Below are 24,526 nucleotides of genomic sequence, written 5' to 3'. Positions count from 1 at the left end.
GCGCATGCCCTCGGGGCCTCGACCGCTGAAGGGTCCAGGCGCCTAGTACATGCCGCCGCCCATACCGCCGGCCATGCCGGCGTCCTTCTCCTTCTCGGGGATGTCGCAGACGGTGGTCTCGGTGATGAGGATGAGCGAGGCGATCGACGCCGCGTTCTGAAGCGCAGAACGCGTGACCTTCACCGGGTCGATGACGCCCATCTTCACCATGTCGCCGTACTCGCCGGTAGCGGCGTTCAGGCCGTCGCCCTTCTCCATCGCCATGACCTTCTCCACGACGACCGATCCCTCGAAGCCCGCGTTGTCCGCGATGGTCTTCAGCGGCGCCGTAAGAGCCTTGCGGATGATCTTGACGCCGATCATCTCCTCGTCGTCGAGCTTGAGCGCATCGAGCGCCTTGGCCGCGTTCACGAGCGCCACGCCACCGCCAGGGACGATGCCCTCCTCGACGGCCGCACGGGTCGCCTGAAGCGCGTCCTCGATGCGGTGCTTCTTCTCCTTGAGCTCGACTTCGGTCGCAGCGCCGACCTTGATGACCGCCACGCCGCCGGAGAGCTTCGCGAGGCGCTCCTGCAGCTTCTCACGGTCGAAGTCCGAGTCGGTGTTCTCGATCTCGGTCTTGATCTGGTTGATGCGCGCCTTGATCTGCTCCTCGGAGCCCTTGCCGCCGATGATCGTGGTGTCTTCCTTGGTGACCTTCACCTTCTCGGCGCGGCCCAGCATGTCGAGCGTGACGTTCTCCAGCTTGTAGCCGAGCTCCTCGCTCACCACCTGGCCGCCAGTGACGATCGCGATGTCCTCGAGCATGCGCTTGCGACGGTCACCGAAGCCCGGCGCCTTGACGGCGACCGAGGTGAAGGTGCCGCGGAGCTTGTTGACGATGAGCGTAGCAAGCGCCTCGCCCTCGACATCCTCCGCGATGATCAGCAGCGGCCGGCCGGCCTGCATGACCTTCTCGAGGACCGGCAGCAGGTCCTGGATGTTGCCGATCTTCTGGTTCGCCACGAGGATGAACGGGTCCTCGAGCACCGCCTCCATGCGATCGGGGTCGGTGATCATGTACGGCGAGATGTAGCCCTTGTCGAACTGCATGCCTTCGACGGTCTCGATGTCGATGCCGAAGGTCTGCGACTCTTCGACGGTGATGACGCCGTCCTTGCCCACGACCTCCATGGCCTCGGCGATCTTGTTGCCGATGGTCTCGTCAGCGGCCGAGATCGAGCCCACGTGCGCGATCTCGTCCTTGTCCTCGACCTCCTTGGCATTCGCGCGGATCTCGTCCACGACGGCCTCGACCGCCTTCTCGATGCCGCGCTTGATGGCCAGCGGGTTGGCGCCGGCCGCAACGTTCCGCAGACCCTCACGCACGATCACCTGCGCGAGCAGAGTCGCGGTGGTGGTGCCGTCGCCCGCGACGTCGTTGGTCTTGGTGGCGACTTCCTTCACGAGCTGCGCGCCCATGTTCTCGATGGGGTCTTCGAGCTCGATCTCCTTCGCGATGGTCACGCCGTCGTTCGTGATCGTCGGCGCGCCGAACTTCTTCTCGAGCACGACGTACCGGCCCTTGGGACCGAGCGTCACCTTCACGGCGTCGGCCAGCTTGTTCACACCGGCCTCAAGGCCGCGGCGCGCCTCTTCGTCGAACCTGATGTCCTTGGCCATCTAGACGGACTCCCTCCTTCACACGTTCCTGACAGACGATGCTTACTGTTCGATGATCGCGAGGACGTCGCCCTGCGACATGATGAAGTACTCCTCGCCGTCGATCTTGACCGAGGTCTTGCCCCACTCCTTGTAGATGACCTTGTCGCCGACCTTGACATCCATGGGAACACGCTTCTCGCCCTCGTCGTCCCAGCGGCCGTCGCCCACGGCGATGACCTCGCCCTGCTTCGGCTTCTCCTGGGCGGTGTCGGGGATGATGAGGCCGGACTTGGTCTGCTCCTCGGCCTTCGCCGGCTTGACGACGATGTTGTCGAACAGCGGCTTCAGTTTCATGCTCTGCCCTCCTGTCTTCTCCTCAGACGGACCTGCATTCCGCCGCTTGAGCCGTCAAGCAGCACAAGCAGCTGTTCTTCCAGACTGCTAGCACTCGCAAGACGCGAGTGCTAACACCGACGCATGATAGTACCCAGGCCGCACCGATTTCAAGCGGGTTTTTGCGCCTTCTAGCAAGAAACTTGAGCGTTCTGTGCTCAGATGTTGGTGCTCGCACCTCGCAGGTGCAGCACCGCCGAGGCGTCCGCGCTCAGACCGAGGAACCGGCCCCGGGCGATCTCATCGTGGGCAACCGCCGCGATCATCGCCGCGTTGTCGGTGCACAGCGACATCGGCGGCACGACGAGACGCATCCCGCGTTCGCCGAGCGCGTGCGCAAGCGCCTCACGTAGCGCCGCGTTCGCCGCCACGCCCCCGGCGAGCACCACCGACTGGACATCGCGCTCGCTCGCCGCAGCAAGCGTCTTGGCGACCTGCACGTCGATCACGGCGGCCTGGAACGACGCAGCGATGTCCGGCAGGTTCAGCTCGCGGCCCGCGGCACGCTCCCGTTGCACGTACTGCAAGACGGCCGTCTTCAGCCCCGAGAGCGACACGTCCAGATTGCCGCTCTTCAACATCGCGCGCGGGAACGCGATCGCCCTCGGGTCTCCCTGCGCCGCCAACCGCGAGATCACCGGTCCGCCCGGATAGCCGAGACCGAGCAGCTTCGCCACCTTGTCGAACGCCTCGCCAGCGGCATCGTCGAGCGTCCTGCCGAGAACCTCGTGCCTGCCCCATTCGGGGACGTGCACGAGCATCGTGTGCCCGCCCGACACGACGAGCGCCACGAACGGCGGCTCGAGCGTCGGGTCGTGGAGCCGCGCGGCGTACAGGTGTCCCTCGAGATGGTTGACGCCGATGAGCGGCAGACCCCGCACGAATGCCAGACCCTTCGCGTACGCCACGCCGACGACGAGCGCTCCGACCAGCCCCGGCCCCTGCGTCACGGCGATCGCGTCGAGCTCCTCGAAGCCAACGCCGGCACGCTCCAACGCCTCGTCGACGACGCCGACGATCGCCTCGGTGTGCTTGCGCGACGCGATCTCTGGCACCACGCCGCCGAACCGCGCGTGGAAGTCCACCTGGCTCGCGACCACGCTCGACAGCAGCTCCCGCCCTCCTCGCATGACGGCCGTCGCCGTCTCATCGCACGAGCTCTCGATGGCGAGCACGACGTCTGAGCCCTCGCGTGCCGCCCGCATTGCCGCGATATGCGACCTGATCGGCCTCGACCATAGCACGAGGGCGTCGTCGCCCGTCTCCGGGTAGTACGCGACCCGCCGTCCAGCCACGTCGAACCCGCAGCTCAGATACAGGTCGAGCGCTGCGCGGTTGCTCTCGGCGACTTCAAGCGTCATCCGGGCCGCACCGAGCGCGAGCGCGCGTTCGGCGAGCGCCCAGAGCACGGCTCGTCCGACGCCCCGACGCCGGTAGCCAGGGTCGACGGCCAGGTCCATCACGTGCGCATCGGCGTCGACCACCATGACTCCGCCGAAACCGACGAGCGCTCCGTCGTCCTCCGCGACCACCCACGAGCGGTCCTGCCGTTCGATCTCGTCGCGGAACTGCGCCTCGCTCCACGGAGCCGGGAAGCTCGCACGCTCGATACGCGTCACAGCGTCCAGATCGCCGTGCTGCATGGGCCGGATCCTCACGACGCCTCACCGCCTTCGAGCGGCCCCGCAACGCCCGTGGAACCCGGCTCGCGGGACGCGGCGGCCCGCCGGCGCTCTGCCTCCTCGGCATCCGAAAGCCGCGTGTAGACCGGCAGAAGAACGGCCGGGTGCGCCGCTGCGTAGGCCGCACCACTCGACAGTCCCACGACCGCCCGAAGGGCCCCGTCACCGTCGCTCGACCACGCCGCGCGTACCAGCGAGGCACCGTCGGGGACCCAGGTCCGCTCGTCCGCGAACTCGGCTGCATCGCCGAGGACGCGCTCGAACACCTCCCGGTGCTTCGCAAGCCCAGTGCCGGTGACGAGCATCCTCTCGCCACGGGCCGCCCACCCGCGCGCGACCTCATCGGGCGTGGCGACCCGGTCAGGCGTCAGACGCGCGACCCGCCCGTCGTGGCCCACCTCGAACAGCGCGGGGTACACCTCCCCGCGCATCGCGTCGGTGACGACGCCGACGATTCCTGGCCTTGATGCCCGCTGAGCGATCGCGTCAGACGTCCCGAAGCCGACGAGCGGCACTCCAAGCCCGTGCGCCATGCCTTTGGCGGTCGCCACGGCGATCCGCACGCCCGTGAACGAGCCCGGGCCACGGCCGCACGCGACGGCTGCGACGTCAGTGGCGCGCAGGCCGGCCTCCGCAAGCAGTCCCTCGACGGTGAGCAGAAGGACCTCGTTCGCCGCCCTCGGGGCCGCGAACGACCGCTCCGCCAGCACTGCGCTCGGATCGTCCACGTCGCCGACCCCGACCGCCACCTGCTCAGTCGCCGTATCGAGCGCGACGAACGCCCTCACCGCAGCCCCGCCTCCTCACACGCGCGAAGCCACCGCTCCGCGACCGATGCGCTGCGAGGACCGCGCGGCGCTACCTCGATAGCGCGCTCGTTGCCGTCGCGCACCAGTATCGACACCACCAGGTGGTCGCGCGGCAGTTCCTCGGGGAACTTGTCGCCCCACTCGATGAGCGAGACGCCTCCCGCTTCGAGCATCTCCGCGAACCCGATGTCGTCAAGCTCCTCCGCTCGCTCCAAACGGTACAGGTCGAAGTGGTAGAGGGGAAGACGCCCCGGATGCACCACGAGGATGTTGAAGGTCGGGCTCGACACCGGCTCGTCGACGCCCAGCCCGCGAGCGACGCCTTGCACGAGGTGCGTCTTGCCGGCTCCCAGGTCCCCCGTGAGAGCCACGACATCGCCGGATCCAAGGACTCCCGCGAGCATCTCGCCCGCTCGCACCGTCTCGTCGGGTGAGCGCGTGATGAGAACGCCGGCCATCTGGGCTCCTAGAACAACGTCGGCTGCTCGACGCCGGTTTCGCCCGCGGCGTCGCCGGGCGTGTGCCCGCTGTCTTCGGACGGCTGCTGAGCAGCGCGCCCCGTCTCATCGAACGAGTCCAGCACCGCCTTCAGCCGCTGGAAGTCGGCGTACAGCACGTCTTGCTTCGTGCGGTCGTACAGCGCCGCGGCCGGGTGGTAGATCGGAACCACCTTGCGTCCATCCACACGGAACAGCCGCCCCCGCAAGCGCGTGATCCCCGCCTGCGTCTTCAAGACGTGGCGTGTCGCGAAGTTCCCGAGCGTCGCGATGACCTCGGGATCGATCAGACGCACCTGCTCTTCGAGGAACGGCGTGCACTGCTCCATCTCTTCTGGGAGCGGGTCTCGATTGCCCGGAGGGCGGCACTTGAGCACGTTGGCGATGTACACCTCGGAGCGCGCGAGTCCGATGCTCGCGAGTAGCTCGTCGAGGAGCTTGCCTGCAGCGCCGACGAACGGCTCGCCTTGCAGGTCCTCGTTCCGCCCAGGCGCCTCGCCGATGAACATCAGGCGAGCCCGCGGATCCCCGACTCCGAACACGAGGTTCGTCCTCGTGCGAGCAAGCTGGCAGCGCTGGCAATCACCGATGAGACCGCGCAGCTCCTCAAGGCTTTCGCACACCGGCCGTTCTCTGTCCGGAGTCTCGCTCATAGGCCCCCGCGTCGGTCCGTCAGATCCACGTCGTGACCTCGTCGAGCGGCCGACGCGACGGCCGGCGCGCGGATTCGGCCGAGTACCCGATCGGAAGCACCGCGACCGGAGCGATCGGAGCCTGAACGCCGATGGCGGCTGCCACCGCCTTCTCGTCGAACGCACCGATCCAGCACGAGGCCAGCCCCCGATCGACAGCGGCGAGCAGGATGTTCTCCGTCGCGGCTGCGGTGTCTTGTATCGAGTACAGGTACTCGCCTCGCTCGCCGTAGCGCGCAGCGCACGGGCGCGGATCCACGCACACGACGATCACGACCGGCGCCGCGGCTGCCCACGGCTGGTGCAGCGCTTCTTGCAGCCGCTTCCTCGCCTCGGCAGAACGCACGACCACGAAACGCCACGGCTGGATGTTGCCTGCGCTCGGCGCCAAGACCGCCGCCTCGAGAAGCGCCCTGACGTCCTCTTCGCTGACGTTGAGCTTCGTGTTGAAGTGGCGGACGCTTCTTCTTTGCGCAACGACTTCGGAGAACTCCATGCCTGGACCTTTCGTGAGACGAGACCGGGACGGTCGCGTCCATTCTAGAGACGCGCTGCAGCGCATACAACCGCGGAAGCACCCGCCGCCTTTGCAGGATGCGGCCTCATCTTCGCAGAATATAGGCACAGGAGGTGCGAAATGGACGCCAATCGCCCAGAGCTGAACGACGAGGACATCGGGCTTCGCGCGTTCCAAGTCCGCAAGGCGAAGGCCGTCGAGCGTGCCATGGAGCGGCTGCGGCAGGGGCTGAAGCATCATTGGGCGATGCTGACGAACACGGACCTCGATGATCTGTCGTGGATCTTCGGGGAGCTCTGGGCGTTCGAGAAGCGGGCCGACTGGGAGGACCTCCATTTCAGCGCACTCACACCCGAAGACGTACGGGCCATCCTCGCGATGGCGCGCCAGCTCCGGGAGTCTCCGCACAACACGGTCGAGACGCTCGAACGGGTCGGAGACGTCATCCGCGCACGCAGCGCGTGATCCGCGCACGCGTCTCGCGCGCACCTCACGGTCCGTCCGCGCGCACCCCGAACTCGCCTTTGAGGGGCTTCGCCATACGCGCCCCGTAGACGGTTGTGGCTGACCTGAATGCCCGACGACCACCGTCAAGCAGAGTCGGCCCGGGCCCTAGATGCCTGTGGGGTGCCGCCACGGACCCCCCGGTGACGACGGCAGCACCCCACGAGATGAACGAGCGCTCTGCCGTGGCCTACCCTCGCTTGGCCGCTTCTCTGCGCTCGATCTTCTTCTTCACTTTCTTCAGACGGAACAGGTCCTCGCGCGAACGCTCGTCAAGCGTTTGGCGGATGTAGCTCACCTGCTCTTTGAGCGCGGGAATCGTCACCTGTTCGAGCGCATTCACGCGGCGGTTCGTCTTCTGGATCTCTTCACCAAGACGCTTCAACCGCGTCTCGATGTCGGCGTACTCGATGATGACGTCCAAGATGCGCTCGAACTTGTCGGCAGTCTCGTCGATGCGTGACGAGACGCCCGTGATGGCGTACCCGCGAGTGAACGGCGAGCGGAGCGGGCTCTCGCCTTTCGTGACCACCGGGACCGACACGCCCATGATCTTCGTGCCCGTCATGTCGATGGTCACAGACCCCTTCGTCGCGAACGATGCCGAACGCACGCTCACGACGCCGTCCACCGACTTGGCGATGGCCAGGCTGTACTGCGCCTCCGAGGTGGTGCGCTGAAGGTCGCTCGAGAGCCGAAGCGTCTCGTCCATGACCGACATGAACTCGATGAGCAGCGCGTCTCGCTTCTGCTTGAGCAGATCCATGCCCTGCTCAGCAAGCGTGATCTGCTGCTTCCGCTCCAGAAGCTCCGAACGAGTCGGCCTGACTTCCTCCACAACGCACCTCCCTTCCCGGCAGAAACGCGCTTAGATATCGCCAAGCTCGCGAGCAGACGACTCCTTGGCCTTCGGGTGGTACTTGTCGATGAAGTCGCGGACTCGCTTGAGCTCGCTCATCGGAAGCTCGCTCAGAAGCTCCCATCCGATGCCGAGCGTCTCCTCGATGCTCCGCCCCACCTGGCCCTGCCCGATGATGTGCTTCTCGAACTCGTCGGCGAAGTGCAGGTAGCGCCGGTCGGTGTCCGAGAGCGCCTCTTCGCCGACGATCGCAACGAGCCTGCGCAGGTCGCGGCCTTGCGCGTACGCTGCGTACAGCTGGTTCGCGACGGCGCGATGGTCTTCGCGCGTCTTGCCCTCGCCGATGCCGAGGTTCATGAGCCGCGATAGGCATGGCAGCACGTCGATCGGCGGATACACGCCACGACGGTGCAGGTGCCGCGAGAGCACGATCTGGCCTTCCGTGATGTAACCGGTGAGGTCCGGTATCGGGTGCGTGATGTCGTCGTCCGGCATCGACAGGATCGGCAGCTGCGTGACCGATCCCCTGCGGCCCTTGATGCGGCCGGCGCGCTCATAGATGGTCGAGAGGTCCGTGTACATGTAGCCCGGGTAGCCACGGCGACCGGGAACCTCCTCGCGCGCGGTCGAGACCTCGCGAAGCGCCTCGCAGTAGTTCGTCATGTCGGACAGGACGACGAGCACCTGCATGTCCTTCTCGAATGCGAGGTACTCGGCCACAGTGAGCGCGGCACGCGGCGTCAGCAACCGCTCGACCGTCGGATCGTCTGCCAGGTTCAAGAAGAAGACCACGCGCTCGAGCGCGCCGGTGGTCTCGAACTGCTGCATGAAGTACGCGGCTTCGCGGTGCGTGATACCCATCGCACCGAAGACGATGGCGAACTGCTCGCCGGACACGACACGCGCCTGCCTGATGATCTGCGCGGCGAGCTCGTTGGCTGGCAGACCGGAGCCTGAGAAGATCGGCAGCTTCTGCCCGCGGACGAGCGTGTTCAAGCCGTCAATCGCTGAGATGCCGGTCTCGATGAAGTCGGCCGGCTGCTCGCGCATGAACGGGTTGATCGGCGACCCGGTGATCTCCAGGCGTTTCTCAGGGATGATCGGCGCCCCACCGTCGATAGGCTTGCCTGCGCCATTCAAGATGCGCCCGAGCATATCGACGGACACGCCGACCTTCGCGACCTCCTCAAGGAAGCGAACGCGAGTGGTGTCGACGTCGATGCCTTGCGTTCCTTCGAAGACCTGGATGACGGCGGTGTCGCCCGAGACTTCAAGGACCTGCCCCGATCGCTCGCTGCCGTCAGGCAAAACGATGGCGACCATCTCGTTGTACGAGACGCCGTGGACGTTCTCGACGAAGATGAGCGGGCCGGTGACGTAGTTGACGGTTTGGTACTCGACCGTCAGCAGCGAGCGCTCCATCAGCGATTCGCGAGCCATCTACAGCACCTCGATTCCGGCGATGTCGTCGGCGACCTGCGTCACCATCTCCTGCATGCGAGCGATAGCCTCGTCGTGCGGCGTCGTCTTCAGGCCGGCGATCTCGTCGCGTATGGGAAGCTGGAGCACCTGGCGCAGGGACACGCCGCGGGACATCGCTTGCGTCGCCGCGTCGTAGAAGGCCAGGATGACCTTGAGCAGCCAGTACGCCTTCTTCGGGGGGCAGTACGCGTCCACCGCATCGAACGCGAACTGCTGCAGGAAGTCTTCGCGCAGCATCCGCGCGACCTCGAGGATGATCTTCTCCGTCTCCGGCAACGCATCGGGGCCGACGAGCTGCACGATCTCCTGGAGCTCGGTCTCTTTCTGAAGCAGGAACATGGCACGCTCGCGCACCTCTGCCCAGTCGTCAGCGACGTTCTCCTCGAACCACGGGCGCACCTGGCCGAGGAACAGCGTGTAGGACTTCGTCCACGAGATCGCAGGGAAGTGCCGCCTGTGCGCGAGCGAGGTGTCGAGCGCCCAGAAGGCGCCGGTCACGCGCAGCGAGTTCTGCGTCATCGGCTCGGACATGTCGCCGCCCGGAGGGGAGACCGCACCGACCATCGTCACCGAACCCACACGTTCGTCGCTGCCGAGAGCCATCACGCGTCCGGAGCGCTCGTAGAACGCCGCAAGTCGGGTGGCGAGGTACGCCGGGTAGCCTTCCTCGCCCGGCATCTCCTCGAGCCGACCCGAGACCTCGCGCAGCGCCTCGCCCCATCGCGACGTGGAGTCCGCCATCATCGCGACGTTGTAGCCCATGTCACGGTAGTACTCGGCCAGGGTGACGCCCGTGTAGATGGAGGCCTCACGAGCCGCCACCGGCATGTTCGAGGTGTTCGCCACGAGGATGGTGCGATCCATCAGCTTCGAGCCGGTGCGCGGGTCCTCCAGTTCGGGGAACTCCTTGAGGACCTCGGTCATCTCGTTGCCGCGCTCGCCGCACCCGACATACACGATGATGTCCACGTCCGCCCACTTCGCGAGCGACTGCTGCGTGACGGTCTTTCCCGTGCCGAAACCGCCCGGGATGATGGCATTGCCGCCAAGCGCGATCGGGAAGAACGTGTCGAGGATCCGCATGCCCGTCAAGAACGGCGTCGTCGGATCGAGTTTCCGCTGGTACGGCCGTCCGGTGCGGACCGGCCACTTCTGTGTCATCGTGATCTCGTAGCGGTCGTCCAGCACCGCCACCACCTGGTCGATGGTGTACTGGCCTTCCGGCACGACCTTCGTCACACGCCCGCGAAGACCCGGCGGCACCATGACCTTGTGCGTGACCGTCGGGCTTTCCGGCGTCGTTCCGAGCACGTCGCCCGCGACGACCTCTTGACCTACCTCGACAGCCGGCGTGAAGTCCCACGGCCGCTCCCTGTCGAGTGGAGACACCACGGTGCCTCTCGCAATGAAGTCGCTTCCCGTCTGCGCAGCAATGACCGGCAGCGGCCGCTGGATGCCGTCGTAGATCGACGACAGCAGCCCTGGCCCCAGCTCGAGCATAAGCGGGCCTTCCGTGGACTCCACCGGCTCGCCCACGCGCAGACCGGACGTGTCCTCGTACACCTGGACGGTCGCGAGGTCGCCTTCCAGACGGATGACCTCGCCCATGAGGCCGGCCTCGCCGACGCGCACCACGTCGTACATCTTCACACCGGTCATGCCCTGCGCGATGACGACCGGGCCGGTGATCTTGCTCAGTGTTCCGACAATCATCAGCCTCGCCTCAGTGTGATGTCGAATCCGATCGCCCGTCGGATCAGGCGTGACAGATACGCCCTGTGGTCTTCCTCCGAAACCAGCTTCTCGCGTATCGGCAGCGAGATGACGATCGGCCGATACGTCGAGTTGATCTTCTGCTGCGTCCGCTCGTCGATCTGCGACATGTACTCCTCGTTGACGGCGATGATGCCGCTGGAGTCATCGTCGATCAGATCGTTCAACCGGCGGCGCGCCTCGTCAGGCGAGTCGACCGTGACCACGTCGACCCCCGCGAGACGGAAGCCATCGCCAGTATCGCTATCTGTCAGGACGACGAGCTTATACAACGATGAGCTCCTCCTCCATGCGGTCGACAGGCATGCCGACCGAGACGCCCTTGACGATGATGCGCAGGTTCGTGACTTCGTTCGCCTTCATCCACAGATAGCTCACCATGACCCCGGCGCCGAGCGGATCGCCGCGCCCCATCGTGAACGCCTGCTTGGTCAGGTAATCTTCGAGCGCGCGCTCGAAGACCGCCACGGAGCCCGTCTCCACGTACTTGATCGCCACCGCCTCGACGGCGCGGCCGTATGGCGTGTATTTCAGCCGTTCGTAGATCTCGTCCACATCCGACTTCGACACGAGGTCCTGGAAGAGCGCTTCGCCCACGACAGTGCCGCCGGGCAGGAAGAAGGACATCGGGTCTTGTTCGCCCAGGTCCGCGTACAGGAGCCGGATGGCAGTGACGAGGTTGATCGTGTCAACCTGCGCCCCGATGAACCGCTTCACGAGCTCCTTGTTGACACCGCGCCCTTGCAGACGCTTGGTCGCCCACTCGGTGTAGTACCGGTCCAGTGCGAGCTCGAGCAGCGCCAGGTTGTGCGTCTCCACGTACTGTGGCATGACTGCATTCAGCGGCTCCGCGAAGGGCAGCCGCCACGTAGCCAGCGTGTCAGCCACCGCCTTCACCGACTCCTGTCGAGCCAACTCTTCGAGATCCACGCGAGACATCTGCCCTACCGGCATCACGCTGTCCAGGATCTCTTCTGTCGACAACGAGTGGTGCTTGCCGCGAACCACCGTCTTCACGTTGAAGAGGTCCCAGCGTCCAAGAAGAGCGATCAGGATCTCGCGCCCCTCGTCGTTTGCGAGGTCGTAGACCTTGCGGTACGAGCGGACCATGTTATCGCGCAGAGCCAGGTCGACCTGGTTCGCGGTCCGGCCCTGCAACAGCCGTTCTTCCAGGTCTGCAGCGTACTCGGTCTCCATGAGCTTGCGGATCACCGCGTCGAGATCGGGCGACCGCATGAGATCCTCGAGAAACGACCTCTTGAGCAGCCGTGACCGCATGCCACGGACGCGGGCATTGGTGTATCCGTAATCCTTGCCGGTTGGACGAGGCCGCTGGGCCCTTGCCGTCGTAGTCATCGCGTCAGGATCTCCGCAACCGCTGCCTCCGCTGCCGTCCGCACCTTCTGAAGCCGGGAATCGAACGTGTTCCTGCGGACCACTCGCCCCCCATGAAGCGAGACGACCAGGCCGCCTGTGATGGCATCGTCGGCCTCTACCTCGCCGCTTACACCGAAGTCAGCGAGGACTTTCCTCGCAAGCGCGACATCTGCCGGAGCCACCGTCACGACGCAGGAACCGTCGGCACCGGCCAGAGCCTCCTCGGCAAGGCCGCGGAACACGCGTTCGTACGCAGAATCGCCGCGCATCGATGCCAGTCGCGCAGCGGCCGCGTCGAACACCTGGTTCACCAGCTGCTCGCGCACTTGGGCGAGCGCGCGCTTGGCATCGAGCCGAGCGTCATTCACGATCTTCCCGGCGCGAGCACGCAGCGCCTCTTCGACCGCTTCGAGCTTGCGCTGCTTGATGCGTTCAGCCTCAGCGCGCGCCTCCTCGACGATCGACGCGGCCTGGATGTCAGCGGCGTTCAGGATGTCCCGGCACTCGCTGTCGGCCTGCTCCTCGAGTGCTCGGAAGATGTCCTCTATCGCCATGCCGGTCCCTTCCGTTGCGTCGTGTCTTGAACGTGAGCGTTAGACCACCGCACCTGCCTACTGCATCACCATGAACGCGATGACGAATCCGAGCAGGACGATGATCTCAGGAAGGGCCTGCAGGACGATGATGTTCGTGCCCACCTCGGGACGCTCTGCGAGCGTGCCAGCGCCCGCCGAGCCGATCCGCGCCTGTGCGTACGCAGCGCTGAATGCAGAGACGCTCATCGCGACCGCGGCCGCAGCCGCTTTCGCGATTCCGACCTTCGGATCCTCTGCTGCAGCGGCGGGGGCCTCCCCTTCGGCCGCCAGCGCGATGGCAGGAACCACCACGGTACCGACGAACGCGCTGCCAAACACCCACTTTGCGAGCCTGTTCTTGATCATGCGCTCTTCTCACCTCCGGTTTTCTGGAACGGCTTGTACTCGTTCTTGGTCGCCTCGTAGAACTTCCCGAAGAACTCGAGGAAGTTGAGACGCAAAGCGTGGATGGTCGGCGTGAACGCCGCCAGGATGAGATGCAGCCCGTGCATGAGCACGAGCACGACGATGGTGACGGGAAGCGGCATGGATTCGCCCAGCTTGTTGATCGCGCTGGCGAAGATGGCGTCCGAGAGCCCCACCGCCATGATACGGATGTAGCTGGCGATATTCGACACCGCTTCGAGAGCCTCGACGAAGCCCATGATGCTGCCGAAGGCGAGAGCCGTGAACACGCCCGCCAGCATGATCAGCGCCCCCATCATCTGAGCCGCTGGCTTGAGCTCGGGGGAAAGCAGCATCCCCGCTACGACCAGCACGATGGCCCCGAGAATGAAGCCTACTAGGCCACCTTTCACATACGCGTGCTTCATATGCTTCGTCTTGACGGCGTTCACGACGCCCAAGATGAGTCCGAAGAGGATCTGCAGGACGCCGAGCCCAAGCGCCATGCCGATCAGCGGCATGATGTCGTGCTCGCGGTTGTACGGCAGCGTGAATCCGAAGATCTTTATAGGTATGATTGCCCCGGCCTCCCACAGCGTCCCGCCGAAGAACTCGCCGTAGAAGAAGCCGAAGAGCGTCGCGCTCGTGGCTGCCGGCCCGAGGATGCTCGTCGCCAGCTGGACGCCGGCGTTGTCCTTGAACTTGAACCGCATCCACAGGATGATCGCCAGCATGATCGCACCGTAGCCGATGTCGCCGACGATCATACCGAAGATGAGCGGATAGCTCAGCGCGAACACGATCGTCGGGTCGATCGTACCGTACTGGGGCTTGCCTCCCATCAGGTAGCCCATGAGCGGCTCGAACGGTGCGGCCCACTTGGGGTTGCGCTGTGCGACCGGCGTCTCTTCGTACTCGTGCTCGTCGATCTCGAGCTGCTCCACGATCACGTCGGAACCGAAGTGATCCATGATGGACCGCTCGAGGTCCTTGAGCTTGTCAACCGGGATCCATCCGGTGATGACGAACGCGAATTCCGTCTGGCCGAACTTCGGCACCGCAGCGAGCTCATCGATCTTGTCAGTGAGAACGTCACGGATGGTGATGAGGCGCGTGTACCACTTGCGCGACATCTCGCTCAGGCCCTCGCGCACCTCTTCGAGTTGTTTCGGCAGCAGGGCCCGGCGCTCGCGCAACCGGTCGTACGCCACGTCGAACGGCATGTCCTGGAACTCGGACGGCAAACGCACCTGATTGACGTTCTCCATCGCCAGGAACTTGTGCACCGCTTCTGACGCCCGCTTCGGGAAGACGACGATGACCGCCGTCGTGTCTTCGTCGACATCTGTGGACACGATCTCGCACTGCGAGTCCGTGATCTTGTCGAGCTCGCGCTTCAGGTCTTCGAGAGCGGCCTTGTAGCGCCGCTCCACGAGGAGAGCGACAGAATCGTAGGTGCCCGTCGTGACGATCTGCTTCGCCAGCGGCTGGATCTTCTGCAGGATCGGTTCGTACCGAGCGAGCAGCGCCAGCTCCGCCTCCATGGAGGCCTGCGTCTGAGCGAGGTTCGCCGTCCGCTCCTCGACTTGCTCGATGACCTCGGCGACCTCGCGCGCCAGGTCTTTGCTGTCCTTGCTCCAGAGCTCGACGTACATCTTATCGCGCTCGGCCGGGTCGATCTCCTCTGCGGGCAGGTGCAGCGCCTTGAGGATCGAGCGGAGGCGCAGCAGCAGGTCCTCCATGCGCTGCTTCTCGTGTTCCTGCTCCGCGACCACCTCCATAGGCCGCAGCGGCACCTCGCCGGTCTGGATCTTCTTCGACAGGTCCTCGATGTGCAGGGTTCCTTCTTCGTGGAGCAGGCTGAGGACGTCGAAGAACAGGTTCTTGGGACCTATCACTTCGACCTTTGCCATTGGAACCAGCATGCTCGAACCCTCCCCCGATTCTCGGGTGTGGCCGTACTATCCGACGTCAGACGCTCGTGACTGCTCTGACGACGAACTCCACCGCCTCATCGATCTTCGGCTCCAGCTTCGCCTTGAGCGCTGCGGTCTGCTCCGGGATGCTTGCCCGGATCTCGGCTGCCTCCCGTTCCGCGGCCGCCAGGACTTCTTCGGTGTGCCGCTTCACCTGGCGATCCGCTTCCGCCTCAGCGTCCCGGAGGATGGCCTGCGCCTTCTTGCGCGCGTCTGCGACGGTCTTCTCGGCCTGGCTCCGCGCTGCGAGCACACGGCCGGAGATCTCCAGCTCCTTTTGCCGGATGAGGTACAGGGGCGACTCGGTGTCCTTGTCGACGACTTCTTGCTGGAACCTGATCTCTTCGAGAACCTTCTCGTCCACAGATCCGCTCCTCACGCCGCCCGCGACCCGCACGTGCAGGTCGCTCCGCACGACTGCGACACGCAGAAGCTGCCGCTGTTGCGCATTTCGGCGCGCGTTCGCGCCTTTCCTGCAAGAAACGAGAGGGTTTCAGAACGAGATGACGCGACGTTCCAGCCGTCGGCCGAAGGCGCAGGCGATCTCGTAGTTGATGGTGGACGCGTGCTCGGCAAGCTCCTCCATGACGATGCGTTCCTTGCCCTGCGAGCCGACGATGACGGCCTCGTCGCCGACCTCGACGCGCATGCCCTCGGGGACCTCCACCATAAGCTGATCCATGCAGACCCGGCCGATCTGCCGGCACCGCCTGCCGCCGATGAGCACCTCCATGCTGTTCGAGGCGAGCCGAGGAACGCCGTCTGCATACCCGAGGGGCAGCGTCGCCACCGTCGTCGGGCCGTTCGCGTGATACGTGAAGCCGTACGAGACGCCTTCGCCGAGACCGATCCGCTTGACGAACGACACCCGTGCGACCACTCGCATCGCCGGAACGAGCTCCACGCGCCCGTACGTCGACGGCGCTGGGTGCAGACCGTAGATGGCGATGCCGCAGCGCACCATGTCGAAGCGCGTTTCGGGTCGCAGGACCGTCGCGGCGCTGTTCGCTGCGTGCACGATGGACGGCCTCAGCCCCTCGGTCCGCATACGGCCGAGCGCCCGGCCCATGCGCTCGACCTGGCGCTCGAACTCCCAGTCGCCATGGACGTCCGCGGTCGCGAAGTGCGTGAACGCGCCTTCCATCTCCATGCCCGGCAAGGCCTTGAGCCACAGTGCGAAATCGGCCGCTTCCTCTGCCCGCACGCCGATGCGGTTCATCCCCGTATCGATCTTGACGTGGTACCGGATGGTCGCACCGGCGCTTGTCGCGGCCCTGCTCAGCGCAATGGCGTACTCCTTGGTGCAGACCGTGGGAACGGCGCGCGCTGCAACGACGTCTGCGGCCGCGTCGGGAGGCGCCTCGCTCAGCAAGTGTATCGGGACCTCGAAGCCAGCGTCACGAAGCGCGATCGCCTCGTCCAGCGTGGCGACCCCGAGCCTGTCCGCGCCGCCTGCAAGCGCGGCCCGCGCCACATCGACCGCTCCGTGTCCGTAGCCGTCTGCCTTGACGACGGCCATGAACAGCACGCCCGGGCCGGCGAGACCCTTGAGCGTCCTGACGTTGTCCGTGACAGCGCGTGTATCGATCTCCGCCCAGGCCCACCGGCGATTCGACATCGCGGCCTACTCCTCCGACGCCAAGGACCGCACGATGTCGGACTTGCTGACGATGCCGACAAGCCTGTCTCCGTCCATGACCGGAAGGCGGCTCACGTCTTTGTCGACCAAGAGCGTGGCGACGTCTTCTATCGGGGCGTCGGCGTTCACCGTCACCGGCTTCCTCGTCATCACGTCGCCCACCGTCGCGCCGACGGCTTTCTTCAGTTCGGTCTCGAACCGAGCCGCCGCAGGAGGATACATGATGAATCCGTCGAGGAGGTGGATGTACGTGGGGAACTGGACCTTGACGTCTTGCATGATGAGGTCGCCTTCGGTGACGATGCCGACGAGCGCGCCGTCGCGCAGCACTGGCAGAGCGCCGACACGACGCTCCGCCATGAGCCTGGCCGCGTCGCGTACCGGCATGTCCTCGGTAACGGTCACCGGATCCGGCGTCATGATGTCTCGCGCCGTCTTGCCCATCGTCGCCTCCGCTCGGTCTGTCCGCACGTCCCGAGGAGATTCTACCCGACAGGCGTCACGGGTGGCGGTGACCGAGAAGCTCGCGCACCGCTGCCGGAAGGTATGCCGGGAGGTCCTTGGAGGTAAGGCAGACCTCCGTCAGCTCGTCAGCCGCCCGATCCCCTGCCCGCGCGTGAAGGTACGCCGCAAGCGCGGCCGCCTCCAGCGGCTCGAGGCCCTGGGCGAGCAGCGTGCCCGTCATCCCCGCCAGCACGTCGCCCATGCCTGCGGTCGCCATGCCGGGATTCCCGGCCATCGTGATGAGAGCGCGATCGGCGCACGCGACGACCGTCCGAGCGCCTTTCAACACACACGCGCAGCGAGGTGCCGACGCCCGCAGCGCCGACGAGATGCGGTCTGTCTGGACCTCGGACGGCGAGATCCCCAGCAACCGCGCGAGCTCGCCCGGGTGCGGCGTCAGGACCGTGGGAGCCCGGCGCGCTGTCGCGGCACTGAGCCCGTCAGGCCCGAGCACGTTCAGCGCGTCAGCGTCAAGCACGAGGGGACACTCGACACCGGACACGATGGACCGCGCTGCGGCCGCGACCGAGGCGTGCGCCGTCAGGCCCGGGCCCATCACGACCGCATCGACGTCACGCGCGAGCCGCAGAACGTGCTCGGCGGCCTGCTCGCTCAGTGCGCCTTCGTCAGTCTCGGCGAGACCGACCGCGATCACGTGCGGCAGCGCAGACTGCACCACGGGCACCACAGACGCCGGCACCGCCGCGAATACGTATCCCGCGCCCATCCGCATCGCACCCGACGCGGCAAGAACGGCCGCTCCCGCATACAGGCGAGACCCGGCCACGATAAGCACGCTGCCGCGGTCGCCCTTGTGCGCGTCTGGAGCAGGCACGGGCAAGAGCGCAGCGTATTCGGCCGCCTCCCACACCTCGACGCGCGGTGGACGCCGTGCGCTCACCGGCACCCCGATGTCGGCGACGCGCACCTCGCCCGCGTAGGCCGCCGCCGGGTAGATGAGCAGCCCCGGCTTGAGGGCGATGAACGTCACGGTGATGACGGCGCGAGGCACAGGACCGAGCAAGGCCCCAGTGTCCGCATCGATGCCAGAGGGCACGTCGACGGCCAGCACCGGCCGGGAGGCCGCAGCCATCTCGTGCAGGACCTCTGCGACTCCGTCCCGGACCGGGCCACGAAGGCCGATGCCGAGCACCGCGTCCACGACAAGCGCAGCGTCGCGAGCGTGCTCGCGGACGGCGGCCGCCTCGCTCGATGCGATCCAGGCCACGCCGGCCTGCTGCGCGCGGGCCGCGGCCGACTGGGCGGGCTCGGGAAGCGCGGCCGGATCGACGAGGCTCACGACCCGTACGTCCCGACCACGCTCGCACAGGAGCCGCGCCGCCGCCCAGCCGTCGCCGCCGTTGTTTCCGCCGCCGCACACGACGAGCACGCGGCCGGCAGGCGCGATCTCGAGAGCGGCAGCCGCGACGGCCTCGCCGGCCCGCTCCATGAGATCGGCGAGCGTGACGGCGCTCGAAGCCTCCGTCTCGGCCTCGGCCTCTCGGATGCCGTGCGAGAAGAGAACTGGACGCACGTAGCCCCCTCTCAGGCGAAGGGCGTCCGCACCATCGTGCTCGTCAGCCTTCGATGTCGTCAAGGACGGTGCGCGCTTCTTTGAACGCCTCCTCCAGCCGCTCCGCGCTGGTGGCGGCCCGCGGTTCTGGCTGCGGCCGCATGCGCTCGGTGACGGCGACCGCCGAAGCGACTGCGTTCAGGTGCGTGTAGCTCAGCGACAGGTGCATCTCGACGACGCCGGCTTCGCGCGCGATCTCTTCGGCCCGGCCGGACAGGCGAGGAACGGGCCGCCCCCGTTCGTCACGGACGACCTCGACGTCGGTGAAGCGTATGCCCCCCGAGAAGCCCATGCCGAGCGCCTTGAGGACGGCCTCTTTTGCCGCGAACCGCATGGCGTAGTGGATCTCCGGCCGTGCTCGCGAATCGCAGTACGCGCGCTCCTCTTCCGAGAACAAGCGCTCGCGCATCCTCGGATGGCGTTCGAGGGCCCGACGCATGCGCTCGATCTCGACGATGTCCACGCCGAGTCCGCTGATGGAAGGGGCGTCGGCGGCCACGTTCACTCCACGGTCACGGACTTCGCCAGGTTGCGGGGCTGATCGACATTGCAGCCGCGCAGCTTGGCGATGTGATACGCGAGCAGCTGAAGCGGCACAGCAGCGGGAATCGCAGACAGCGCCTCGCTCACCTGCGGGATCCACAGGACGTGCTCGGCGTACGACCGGATCGCCTCATCGCCGTAGGTCGCCACGGCGATGACGCGAGCGCCGCGCGCACGGACTTCCTGGATGTTGCTGACGACCTTCTCATACGTGTGCCCCTGCGTCGCCACGACGACTACCGGCACATCTGGCGTGATGAGCGCGATCGGGCCGTGCTTCATCTCGCCGGCGGGGTACGCTTCCGCGTGGATGTAGCTGATCTCCTTGAGCTTGAGCGCGCCTTCCATCGCAACGGGCACACCCATCCCGCGCCCCAAGAAGAGCGAGGACACGGCCTGCGTGTATTCGCGTGCGCACGCCTCGATGTCCTGCGCATCGGCCAGTATCGCTTCCACGACGTCAGGAACGGTCGCGAGCTCCGCCCACAGCGACGCGACCTGCTCTGGCTCGAGCGTCGCTCTGGCCTGAGCGAGCCTGAGCGCGAGGACCGAAAGCGCGGCGATCTGTGCCGTGAACGTCTTGGTCGCAGCGACTCCGATCTCCGGACCTGCGTGCGTGTAGATGACGCCGTCGGCCTCCCGCGTGACGCGGCTGCCGACCACGTTCGTCACCGCGAACACCCGCGCGCCGCGCTCGCGCGCCTCACGGACTCCAGCGAGCGTATCGGCCGTCTCGCCCGACTGCGTGATGGCGACGACGAGCGTGTTCCTGTCCACGATCGGGTCGCGATACCGGAACTCGCTCGACACGTCCACCTCGACGGGCACGCGCGCCCACTGCTCGATGAGCAGCTTCGCCACCAGCCCTGCGTGATACGAGGTGCCGCAGGCGACGATGAACACCCGCTCGATCGCGGCGAGCTCTTCGTCGCTCATCTGCAGCTCGGACATCTGGATGCGCCCGTCTTCGCCGACGCGCCCACGCAGCGTCTCGCGCAACGCTTTCGGCTGCTCGAAGATCTCCTTGAGCATGAAGTCTTCGTAGCCGCCCTTCTCGGCAGCATCGAGGTCCCACTCGACGACCATCACCTCAGGCTCGACTTCCGCCCCAGACGCGTCGTGCACCGTCACACGCTCCGGCGTGACGACCGCTACCTGGCCGTCGTGCAGGACCGCGACGCGGCGCGTGTGCTCGAGGACCGCGGGGATGTCGCTCGCAACGATGTTCTCGCCGTCGCCCAGACCGATGATGAGCGGCGAGTCCTTGCGGGCGGCCACGAGAAGGTCCGGGTGATCGAGGTGGACGGCCGCGATCGCGTAACTGCCGTGCAACCGGGCGGTGGCCTTCTGCACCGCCGCCACCAGGTCGCCCTCGTACAGCGCCTCGATCAGGTGCGCGACCACCTCGGTGTCGGTCTCGGAGCGGATCGCGTGCCCTGCGGCGGCGAGCTCGGTGCGCAGCTCAGCGAAGTTCTCGATGATGCCGTTGTGGACGATCGCAAGACGGCCGGAGCAGTCCCGGTGCGGGTGCGCGTTGTCCTCCGTCGGAGCGCCGTGAGTGGCCCACCGGGTGTGGCCGATGCCAGCGGTGCCGACGACTGGATCGCCTGCCACCGCCGCCTTGAGGTTCTCGAGCTTCCCGACACGCCGGACGAGCGCCATCTCGCCGTCGCTCACCACGGCCACGCCCGCAGAGTCGTATCCGCGGTACTCGAGCCGCGTCAGGCCGCCGAGCAGTACGCCACACGCTTGCCGGGGGCCGGTGTAGCCCACGATTCCGCACATCAGCGATCCTTCCTCGATGAGAGCCGGCGCGCGGCCGGACCGGGTGCAGAGGGGTGCGAGAGCACGCGAGGATTATACCAGCGGCCGTCTGACGCCCGCGTGACGGATCGGCGACGCTCAGCCGAGCTCGGTACGGACCACCTCGGCGATCGACGCAGCGATCTCGCGTGCCACCTGCTCCTCGGCCGCCTCCACCATGACGCGGACGAGCGGCTCGGTGCCCGACGGACGCACGAGCACGCGACCGTGTTCCCCGAGACGGCGCTCCGCATCGTGCACCGCATCGTGCACGGCGGTGCTGCTCGCGAGCAGCGCCTTGTCCGCGACCGGCACGTTCAGGAGAACCTGCGGGTACCGTCGCATGACGGTCCGCAGCTCAGAAAGCGGCGTGTCGGTGGACTTGACGATGGACGCGAGCTGCAGCGCGGTGATGAGACCGTCGCCTGTCGTGGTGTGCTCCATGAAGATGATGTGGCCTGACTGCTCGCCGCCGAGCACGGCTCCGCTCGCACGCATCTGGTCGATCACGTAGCGGTCGCCGACCTTGGTCTTGAGCACGGCGATGCCGTGCTCGCGCATCGCGACCTCGAGCCCAAGGTTGCTCATGACCGTTGCAACGAGCAGGTCTCCCGCGAGCCGGCCCTGCTGCTTCATGTGGACTGCGGCGATGGCCATGATCTGGTCTCCGTCGACCACGGCCCCGCTCCCGTCGACCGCGAGCACCCGATCCGCATCGCCGTCGTGCGCGATCCCGAAGTCGACCTCGTGTGCACGCACCAGGTCGCTGATGACGTCCATGTGCGTCGAGCCGCACCCAGCGTTGATGTCGAGCCCGGTCGAGTCGCAGTTCACCGCGTGCACAATGGCGCCGAGGTCGCGCAGCGCTTTGACTGTGGTGAACGACGCGGCGCCGTGCCCGCAGTCCACTGCGATAGTGAGCCCGACGAGATCGCCGCCGATCGTGTCGATGGCGTGCGAGACGTAGCGGGCCTGAGCGTCCGGGACGGCGTAGGCGCGCCCGACGCGCGCGCCGACTGGTCGGTCGGCAGCCGGCCGCTCGGCGACGAGGAACTCTTCGATCTCGTCTTCGATCTCGTCGGGAAGCTTGAACCCGTCGCGATCGAAGAGCTTGATGCCGTTGTACTCTGCCGGGTTGTGCGATGCCGAGATGACGACGCCGCCGTCCGCTTCCATGCTTCTCGCGAGATACGCGACCGCAGGCGTCGGCACCACGCCGAGCCGGAGCGCATCCGCACCGCCCGCACAGATGCCCGCCACGACCGCCGCTTCGAGCATGTCGGCGCTCCGCCGGGTGTCCGTGCCGACCACGATAGTCCCCGACCCCTTCTTGGCGAGGAACCTGCTCGCCGCTTCGCCGATCTTGAACGCGAGCTCCGGCGTCAGCTCGGCATTCGCCACGCCCCGCACGCCGTCCGTCCCGAACAGTCGTCCCATCGATAGCTCCTCGATCCCGGTAACGCGAACAGGCCCGCCGCGAGGGCGGGCCTGGCCGTTCGCACATCCTGCCTCGCAGCTCTAGCGCTTCGAGAACTGCGGGCGCTTGCGCGCCTTCTTCAGGCCGTACTTCTTGCGCTCGACCATGCGCGGGTCGCGGCGCAGCAGCCCGGCGCGCTTGAGCTCGCCGCGATACGTGTCGCCGGCCTCGAGAAGCGCACGGGCGATGCCGTGCCGAAGGGCGCCGACCTGACCGCTCACGCCGCCGCCCGTGATGTTCGCCACCACGTCGAAGCGACCGAGCGTCTCGGTGACCTTGAACGGCTGGAGCACGAACGTCTTGAGGGTCTTGCGGCCGAAGTAGTCGTCGAACTCCTTGCCGTTCACGATGATGCGGCCGGTGCCCGGCATCAGCCGCACGCGAGCCACGGACGTCTTCCGACGGCCAGTGCCCCAGTAGACTGCCTTGTTCTCAGCCATTCGTTAGACCTCCAGGGTGATCTGCCGCGGCTTCTGCGCCTGATGCGGATGGTCCGGCCCCGCGTACACCTTGAGCTTCTTGCCCATGGCCCTCCCGAGGGTGTTCTTCGGGAGCATGCCTTTGACGGCCCGCTCGACCACGCGCTCGGGGCGCTTGGCGAGCATGTCGCCGATCGCCATCGACTTCAGGCCGCCCGGGAAACCCGAGTGCCGGAACACGCGCTTGTCCTGCAGCTTCTTGCCGGTGAGCCGCACCTTGTCCGCGTTCACGACGATGACGAAGTCGCCGACGTCGACGTGCGGAGTGTACTGCGGCTTGTGCTTGCCTCTCAGGATCGAGGCGACTTCGCTGGCGAGCCGCCCGAGCGGGATGTCGGTGGCGTCGACGACGAGCCACTCGCGCTCGACCTCGCCCGGCTTGGCGTAGTAGGTCTTCACATGGTCCTCCACGATCTACGACTGCGCAGTCCTCTTCACAAGTTTCACGGGGCTCATGAAGCGAACCCTTACACTTTATCCGCCGCCAGCGGGAGTGTCAACAAACGCCTCCGGGTGTATCCATATCGGCGCACCTCTCACAGCCAGCAGTCCTCGGGGTAGGTGACGTGCCACAGCGTGAGCCCGTGCGGCGGCGCCGTGGGCCCGGCCATCTCGCGCTTGCCGCTGCGAAGCGCCTCTTCCAGCCACCCCGCCTCCCGCCGGCCGACACCGATCTCCACGAGCGAGCCCACGATGATCCGCACCATCGAGTGCAAGAACGCGTTCCCGACGACACGCACGGTGACGACATGCTCCCCCATCTCACGCCCTGGAGCGATCTCCACCAGGTCGATCCGGCGTCGCGTCGGCCCTTTGTCGACGGACTCGGACGCGCAGAACGCAGCGAAGTCGTGCTCGCCCACCAAGCACGCCGCAGCGTGTCGCATGGCGTCCAGGTCCAGCGGACGCTTCACCCACCACGCGACCTTCCGCACGAAGAGCGGTGGCACGGGACCCGGAACGAGCAGGTATCGGTACTCCCGCGCGAGCGCCGAGCGTCGGGCGCTGAATCCGGCCTCTGCGTACGTGGCCGACTGGATGACGAGATCCTCGCCAGTGAGCGCGTTCAAGGAGCGGACGAGCACGTCTAGCGGCGGTTCGGATCCTGTCTCCGCGAAGCTCACCACCTGCCCGAGCGCGTGCACGCCGGCGTCGGTGCGCCCGGCTCCGACGATCTTTACCGGCCGCCGCACGATCACGCTGAGCGCCTGCTCGATCTCGCCTTGCACCGTCCGAAGGCCGGGCTGCCGCGCGAAGCCGCTGAAGCCTGAGCCGTCGTACGACACGTGCAGCACGAGCGTCCGGTCCGTCATCGCGATTCCC

Annotated in this window: 26 protein-coding genes; 1 reads left to right on the top strand and 25 read right to left on the bottom strand. The window is 66.6% G+C overall.

What is annotated here, in order from left to right:
- Window positions 1-42: 42 nt before the first annotated feature.
- The 7 genes from groL to MX659_RS03105 form a co-directional block, all read right to left on the bottom strand.
- Complete coding sequence (gene groL, locus MX659_RS03135) at window positions 43-1,662, bottom strand: chaperonin GroEL (protein ID WP_267192015.1); 1,620 nt, start codon at window positions 1,660-1,662, stop codon at window positions 43-45.
- Between the two features lie 42 nt (window positions 1,663-1,704).
- Window positions 1,705-1,998 (bottom strand): co-chaperone GroES, encoded by a 294-nt coding sequence (locus MX659_RS03130; RefSeq protein ID WP_267192014.1) that lies wholly within the window; start codon window positions 1,996-1,998, stop codon window positions 1,705-1,707.
- A 197-nt stretch (window positions 1,999-2,195) separates the two neighbouring features.
- Entirely contained in the window at window positions 2,196-3,680 is a 1,485-nt protein-coding gene (gene tsaD, locus MX659_RS03125; RefSeq protein ID WP_267192013.1) for a tRNA (adenosine(37)-N6)-threonylcarbamoyltransferase complex transferase subunit TsaD, read from the bottom strand.
- A gap of 11 nt (window positions 3,681-3,691) precedes the next feature.
- A complete protein-coding gene (gene tsaB / locus MX659_RS03120) occupies window positions 3,692-4,507 on the bottom strand; it encodes a tRNA (adenosine(37)-N6)-threonylcarbamoyltransferase complex dimerization subunit type 1 TsaB (protein WP_267192012.1) in 816 nt (271 codons plus the stop codon).
- Window positions 4,504-4,986 carry a tRNA (adenosine(37)-N6)-threonylcarbamoyltransferase complex ATPase subunit type 1 TsaE gene (tsaE, locus tag MX659_RS03115; RefSeq protein ID WP_267192011.1) on the bottom strand — a complete coding sequence of 161 codons (483 nt, stop codon included), beginning with the start codon at window positions 4,984-4,986 and terminating at the stop codon, window positions 4,504-4,506. Before tsaE ends, tsaB begins: the two co-directional genes overlap by 4 nt.
- Window positions 4,987-4,994: 8 nt before the next feature.
- Window positions 4,995-5,678: a uracil-DNA glycosylase gene (locus tag MX659_RS03110; RefSeq protein ID WP_267192010.1), complete on the bottom strand. Its 684-nt coding sequence runs from the start codon at window positions 5,676-5,678 to the stop codon at window positions 4,995-4,997.
- A 19-nt stretch (window positions 5,679-5,697) separates the two neighbouring features.
- Window positions 5,698-6,213 carry a nitroreductase family protein gene (locus tag MX659_RS03105; protein WP_267192009.1) on the bottom strand — a complete coding sequence of 172 codons (516 nt, stop codon included), beginning with the start codon at window positions 6,211-6,213 and terminating at the stop codon, window positions 5,698-5,700.
- Between the two features lie 141 nt (window positions 6,214-6,354).
- Between MX659_RS03105 and MX659_RS03100 the strand changes: the two genes are divergently transcribed.
- Window positions 6,355-6,699, top strand: coding sequence for a hypothetical protein (locus MX659_RS03100; RefSeq protein WP_267192008.1), 345 nt, complete (start codon window positions 6,355-6,357; stop codon window positions 6,697-6,699).
- A gap of 229 nt (window positions 6,700-6,928) precedes the next feature.
- Here the strand turns inward: MX659_RS03100 and MX659_RS03095 are convergent, their stop codons facing one another.
- The 18 genes from MX659_RS03095 to truA form a co-directional block, all read right to left on the bottom strand.
- Window positions 6,929-7,576, bottom strand: a complete 648-nt coding sequence (locus MX659_RS03095; RefSeq protein WP_267192007.1) for a V-type ATP synthase subunit D — start codon at window positions 7,574-7,576, stop codon at window positions 6,929-6,931.
- A 30-nt stretch (window positions 7,577-7,606) separates the two neighbouring features.
- Window positions 7,607-9,037, bottom strand: a complete 1,431-nt coding sequence (locus tag MX659_RS03090; protein WP_267192006.1) for a V-type ATP synthase subunit B — start codon at window positions 9,035-9,037, stop codon at window positions 7,607-7,609.
- Window positions 9,038-10,792 carry a V-type ATP synthase subunit A gene (locus tag MX659_RS03085; protein ID WP_267192005.1) on the bottom strand — a complete coding sequence of 585 codons (1,755 nt, stop codon included), beginning with the start codon at window positions 10,790-10,792 and terminating at the stop codon, window positions 9,038-9,040.
- Window positions 10,792-11,124 (bottom strand): V-type ATP synthase subunit F, encoded by a 333-nt coding sequence (locus MX659_RS03080; RefSeq protein WP_267192004.1) that lies wholly within the window; start codon window positions 11,122-11,124, stop codon window positions 10,792-10,794. Before MX659_RS03080 ends, MX659_RS03085 begins: the two co-directional genes overlap by 1 nt.
- Entirely contained in the window at window positions 11,117-12,208 is a 1,092-nt protein-coding gene (locus MX659_RS03075) for a V-type ATPase subunit (protein ID WP_267192003.1), read from the bottom strand. The genes MX659_RS03080 and MX659_RS03075 overlap by 8 nt, the downstream gene beginning before the upstream one ends.
- A complete protein-coding gene (locus MX659_RS03070; protein WP_267192002.1) occupies window positions 12,205-12,783 on the bottom strand; it encodes a V-type ATP synthase subunit E in 579 nt (192 codons plus the stop codon). The genes MX659_RS03075 and MX659_RS03070 overlap by 4 nt, the downstream gene beginning before the upstream one ends.
- A gap of 57 nt (window positions 12,784-12,840) precedes the next feature.
- Window positions 12,841-13,170 carry a hypothetical protein gene (locus tag MX659_RS09070; RefSeq protein WP_323745451.1) on the bottom strand — a complete coding sequence of 110 codons (330 nt, stop codon included), beginning with the start codon at window positions 13,168-13,170 and terminating at the stop codon, window positions 12,841-12,843.
- Entirely contained in the window at window positions 13,167-15,134 is a 1,968-nt protein-coding gene (locus MX659_RS03060) for a V-type ATP synthase subunit I (RefSeq protein WP_267192001.1), read from the bottom strand. Before MX659_RS03060 ends, MX659_RS09070 begins: the two co-directional genes overlap by 4 nt.
- Before the next feature lie 46 nt (window positions 15,135-15,180).
- Complete coding sequence (locus MX659_RS03055; protein WP_267192000.1) at window positions 15,181-15,549, bottom strand: V-type ATPase subunit subunit G family protein; 369 nt, start codon at window positions 15,547-15,549, stop codon at window positions 15,181-15,183.
- A 129-nt stretch (window positions 15,550-15,678) separates the two neighbouring features.
- Complete coding sequence (gene alr, locus MX659_RS03050; RefSeq protein WP_267191999.1) at window positions 15,679-16,803, bottom strand: alanine racemase; 1,125 nt, start codon at window positions 16,801-16,803, stop codon at window positions 15,679-15,681.
- 6 nt (window positions 16,804-16,809) lie between these two features.
- A complete protein-coding gene (locus tag MX659_RS03045) occupies window positions 16,810-17,268 on the bottom strand; it encodes a CBS domain-containing protein (RefSeq protein ID WP_267191998.1) in 459 nt (152 codons plus the stop codon).
- A 55-nt stretch (window positions 17,269-17,323) separates the two neighbouring features.
- Complete coding sequence (locus tag MX659_RS03040) at window positions 17,324-18,925, bottom strand: NAD(P)H-hydrate dehydratase (RefSeq protein ID WP_267191997.1); 1,602 nt, start codon at window positions 18,923-18,925, stop codon at window positions 17,324-17,326.
- Entirely contained in the window at window positions 18,906-19,400 is a 495-nt protein-coding gene (locus tag MX659_RS03035; RefSeq protein WP_267191996.1) for a holo-ACP synthase, read from the bottom strand. The genes MX659_RS03040 and MX659_RS03035 overlap by 20 nt, the downstream gene beginning before the upstream one ends.
- A gap of 2 nt (window positions 19,401-19,402) precedes the next feature.
- Window positions 19,403-21,229: a glutamine--fructose-6-phosphate transaminase (isomerizing) gene (gene glmS / locus MX659_RS03030; protein ID WP_267191995.1), complete on the bottom strand. Its 1,827-nt coding sequence runs from the start codon at window positions 21,227-21,229 to the stop codon at window positions 19,403-19,405.
- A gap of 117 nt (window positions 21,230-21,346) precedes the next feature.
- Window positions 21,347-22,684: a phosphoglucosamine mutase gene (gene glmM / locus MX659_RS03025; RefSeq protein ID WP_267191994.1), complete on the bottom strand. Its 1,338-nt coding sequence runs from the start codon at window positions 22,682-22,684 to the stop codon at window positions 21,347-21,349.
- Window positions 22,685-22,765: 81 nt separating this feature from the next.
- A complete protein-coding gene (rpsI, locus tag MX659_RS03020) occupies window positions 22,766-23,164 on the bottom strand; it encodes a 30S ribosomal protein S9 (RefSeq protein ID WP_267191993.1) in 399 nt (132 codons plus the stop codon).
- A gap of 3 nt (window positions 23,165-23,167) precedes the next feature.
- Complete coding sequence (gene rplM, locus MX659_RS03015) at window positions 23,168-23,602, bottom strand: 50S ribosomal protein L13 (RefSeq protein ID WP_267191992.1); 435 nt, start codon at window positions 23,600-23,602, stop codon at window positions 23,168-23,170.
- A gap of 137 nt (window positions 23,603-23,739) precedes the next feature.
- Window positions 23,740-24,516: a tRNA pseudouridine(38-40) synthase TruA gene (gene truA / locus MX659_RS03010; protein WP_267191991.1), complete on the bottom strand. Its 777-nt coding sequence runs from the start codon at window positions 24,514-24,516 to the stop codon at window positions 23,740-23,742.
- Window positions 24,517-24,526: the final 10 nt, after the last annotated feature.

The sequence above is a fragment of the Parvivirga hydrogeniphila genome (assembly GCF_023371205.1).
GTDB classification, from domain to species: domain Bacteria; phylum Actinomycetota; class Coriobacteriia; order Anaerosomatales; family Anaerosomataceae; genus Parvivirga; species Parvivirga hydrogeniphila.
Note: the sequence above shows the minus strand (reverse complement) of the source record. Positions and strands in the feature narration are given on the sequence as shown.

What these genes read in the sequence shown, in the direction of transcription:
- MX659_RS03070 (WP_267192002.1), bottom strand. Translation starts at nt 12,783, where the DNA reads ATGGCGATAGAGGACATCTTCCGAGCACTCGAGGAGCAGGCCGACAGC.
- tsaE (WP_267192011.1), bottom strand. Translation starts at nt 4,986, where the DNA reads ATGGCCGGCGTTCTCATCACGCGCTCACCCGACGAGACGGTGCGAGCG.
- groL (WP_267192015.1), bottom strand. Translation starts at nt 1,662, where the DNA reads ATGGCCAAGGACATCAGGTTCGACGAAGAGGCGCGCCGCGGCCTTGAG.
- rpsI (WP_267191993.1), bottom strand. Translation starts at nt 23,164, where the DNA reads ATGGCTGAGAACAAGGCAGTCTACTGGGGCACTGGCCGTCGGAAGACG.
- glmM (WP_267191994.1), bottom strand. Translation starts at nt 22,684, where the DNA reads ATGGGACGACTGTTCGGGACGGACGGCGTGCGGGGCGTGGCGAATGCC.
- MX659_RS03060 (WP_267192001.1), bottom strand. Translation starts at nt 15,134, where the DNA reads ATGCTGGTTCCAATGGCAAAGGTCGAAGTGATAGGTCCCAAGAACCTG.
- MX659_RS03110 (WP_267192010.1), bottom strand. Translation starts at nt 5,678, where the DNA reads ATGAGCGAGACTCCGGACAGAGAACGGCCGGTGTGCGAAAGCCTTGAG.
- MX659_RS03045 (WP_267191998.1), bottom strand. Translation starts at nt 17,268, where the DNA reads ATGGGCAAGACGGCGCGAGACATCATGACGCCGGATCCGGTGACCGTT.
- MX659_RS03105 (WP_267192009.1), bottom strand. Translation starts at nt 6,213, where the DNA reads ATGGAGTTCTCCGAAGTCGTTGCGCAAAGAAGAAGCGTCCGCCACTTC.
- MX659_RS03085 (WP_267192005.1), bottom strand. Translation starts at nt 10,792, where the DNA reads ATGATTGTCGGAACACTGAGCAAGATCACCGGCCCGGTCGTCATCGCG.
- MX659_RS03100 (WP_267192008.1), top strand. Translation starts at nt 6,355, where the DNA reads ATGGACGCCAATCGCCCAGAGCTGAACGACGAGGACATCGGGCTTCGC.
- MX659_RS09070 (WP_323745451.1), bottom strand. Translation starts at nt 13,170, where the DNA reads ATGATCAAGAACAGGCTCGCAAAGTGGGTGTTTGGCAGCGCGTTCGTC.
- MX659_RS03090 (WP_267192006.1), bottom strand. Translation starts at nt 9,037, where the DNA reads ATGGCTCGCGAATCGCTGATGGAGCGCTCGCTGCTGACGGTCGAGTAC.
- truA (WP_267191991.1), bottom strand. Translation starts at nt 24,516, where the DNA reads ATGACGGACCGGACGCTCGTGCTGCACGTGTCGTACGACGGCTCAGGC.
- glmS (WP_267191995.1), bottom strand. Translation starts at nt 21,229, where the DNA reads ATGTGCGGAATCGTGGGCTACACCGGCCCCCGGCAAGCGTGTGGCGTA.
- alr (WP_267191999.1), bottom strand. Translation starts at nt 16,803, where the DNA reads ATGTCGAATCGCCGGTGGGCCTGGGCGGAGATCGATACACGCGCTGTC.
- tsaD (WP_267192013.1), bottom strand. Translation starts at nt 3,680, where the DNA reads ATGCAGCACGGCGATCTGGACGCTGTGACGCGTATCGAGCGTGCGAGC.
- MX659_RS03130 (WP_267192014.1), bottom strand. Translation starts at nt 1,998, where the DNA reads ATGAAACTGAAGCCGCTGTTCGACAACATCGTCGTCAAGCCGGCGAAG.
- MX659_RS03075 (WP_267192003.1), bottom strand. Translation starts at nt 12,208, where the DNA reads ATGACTACGACGGCAAGGGCCCAGCGGCCTCGTCCAACCGGCAAGGAT.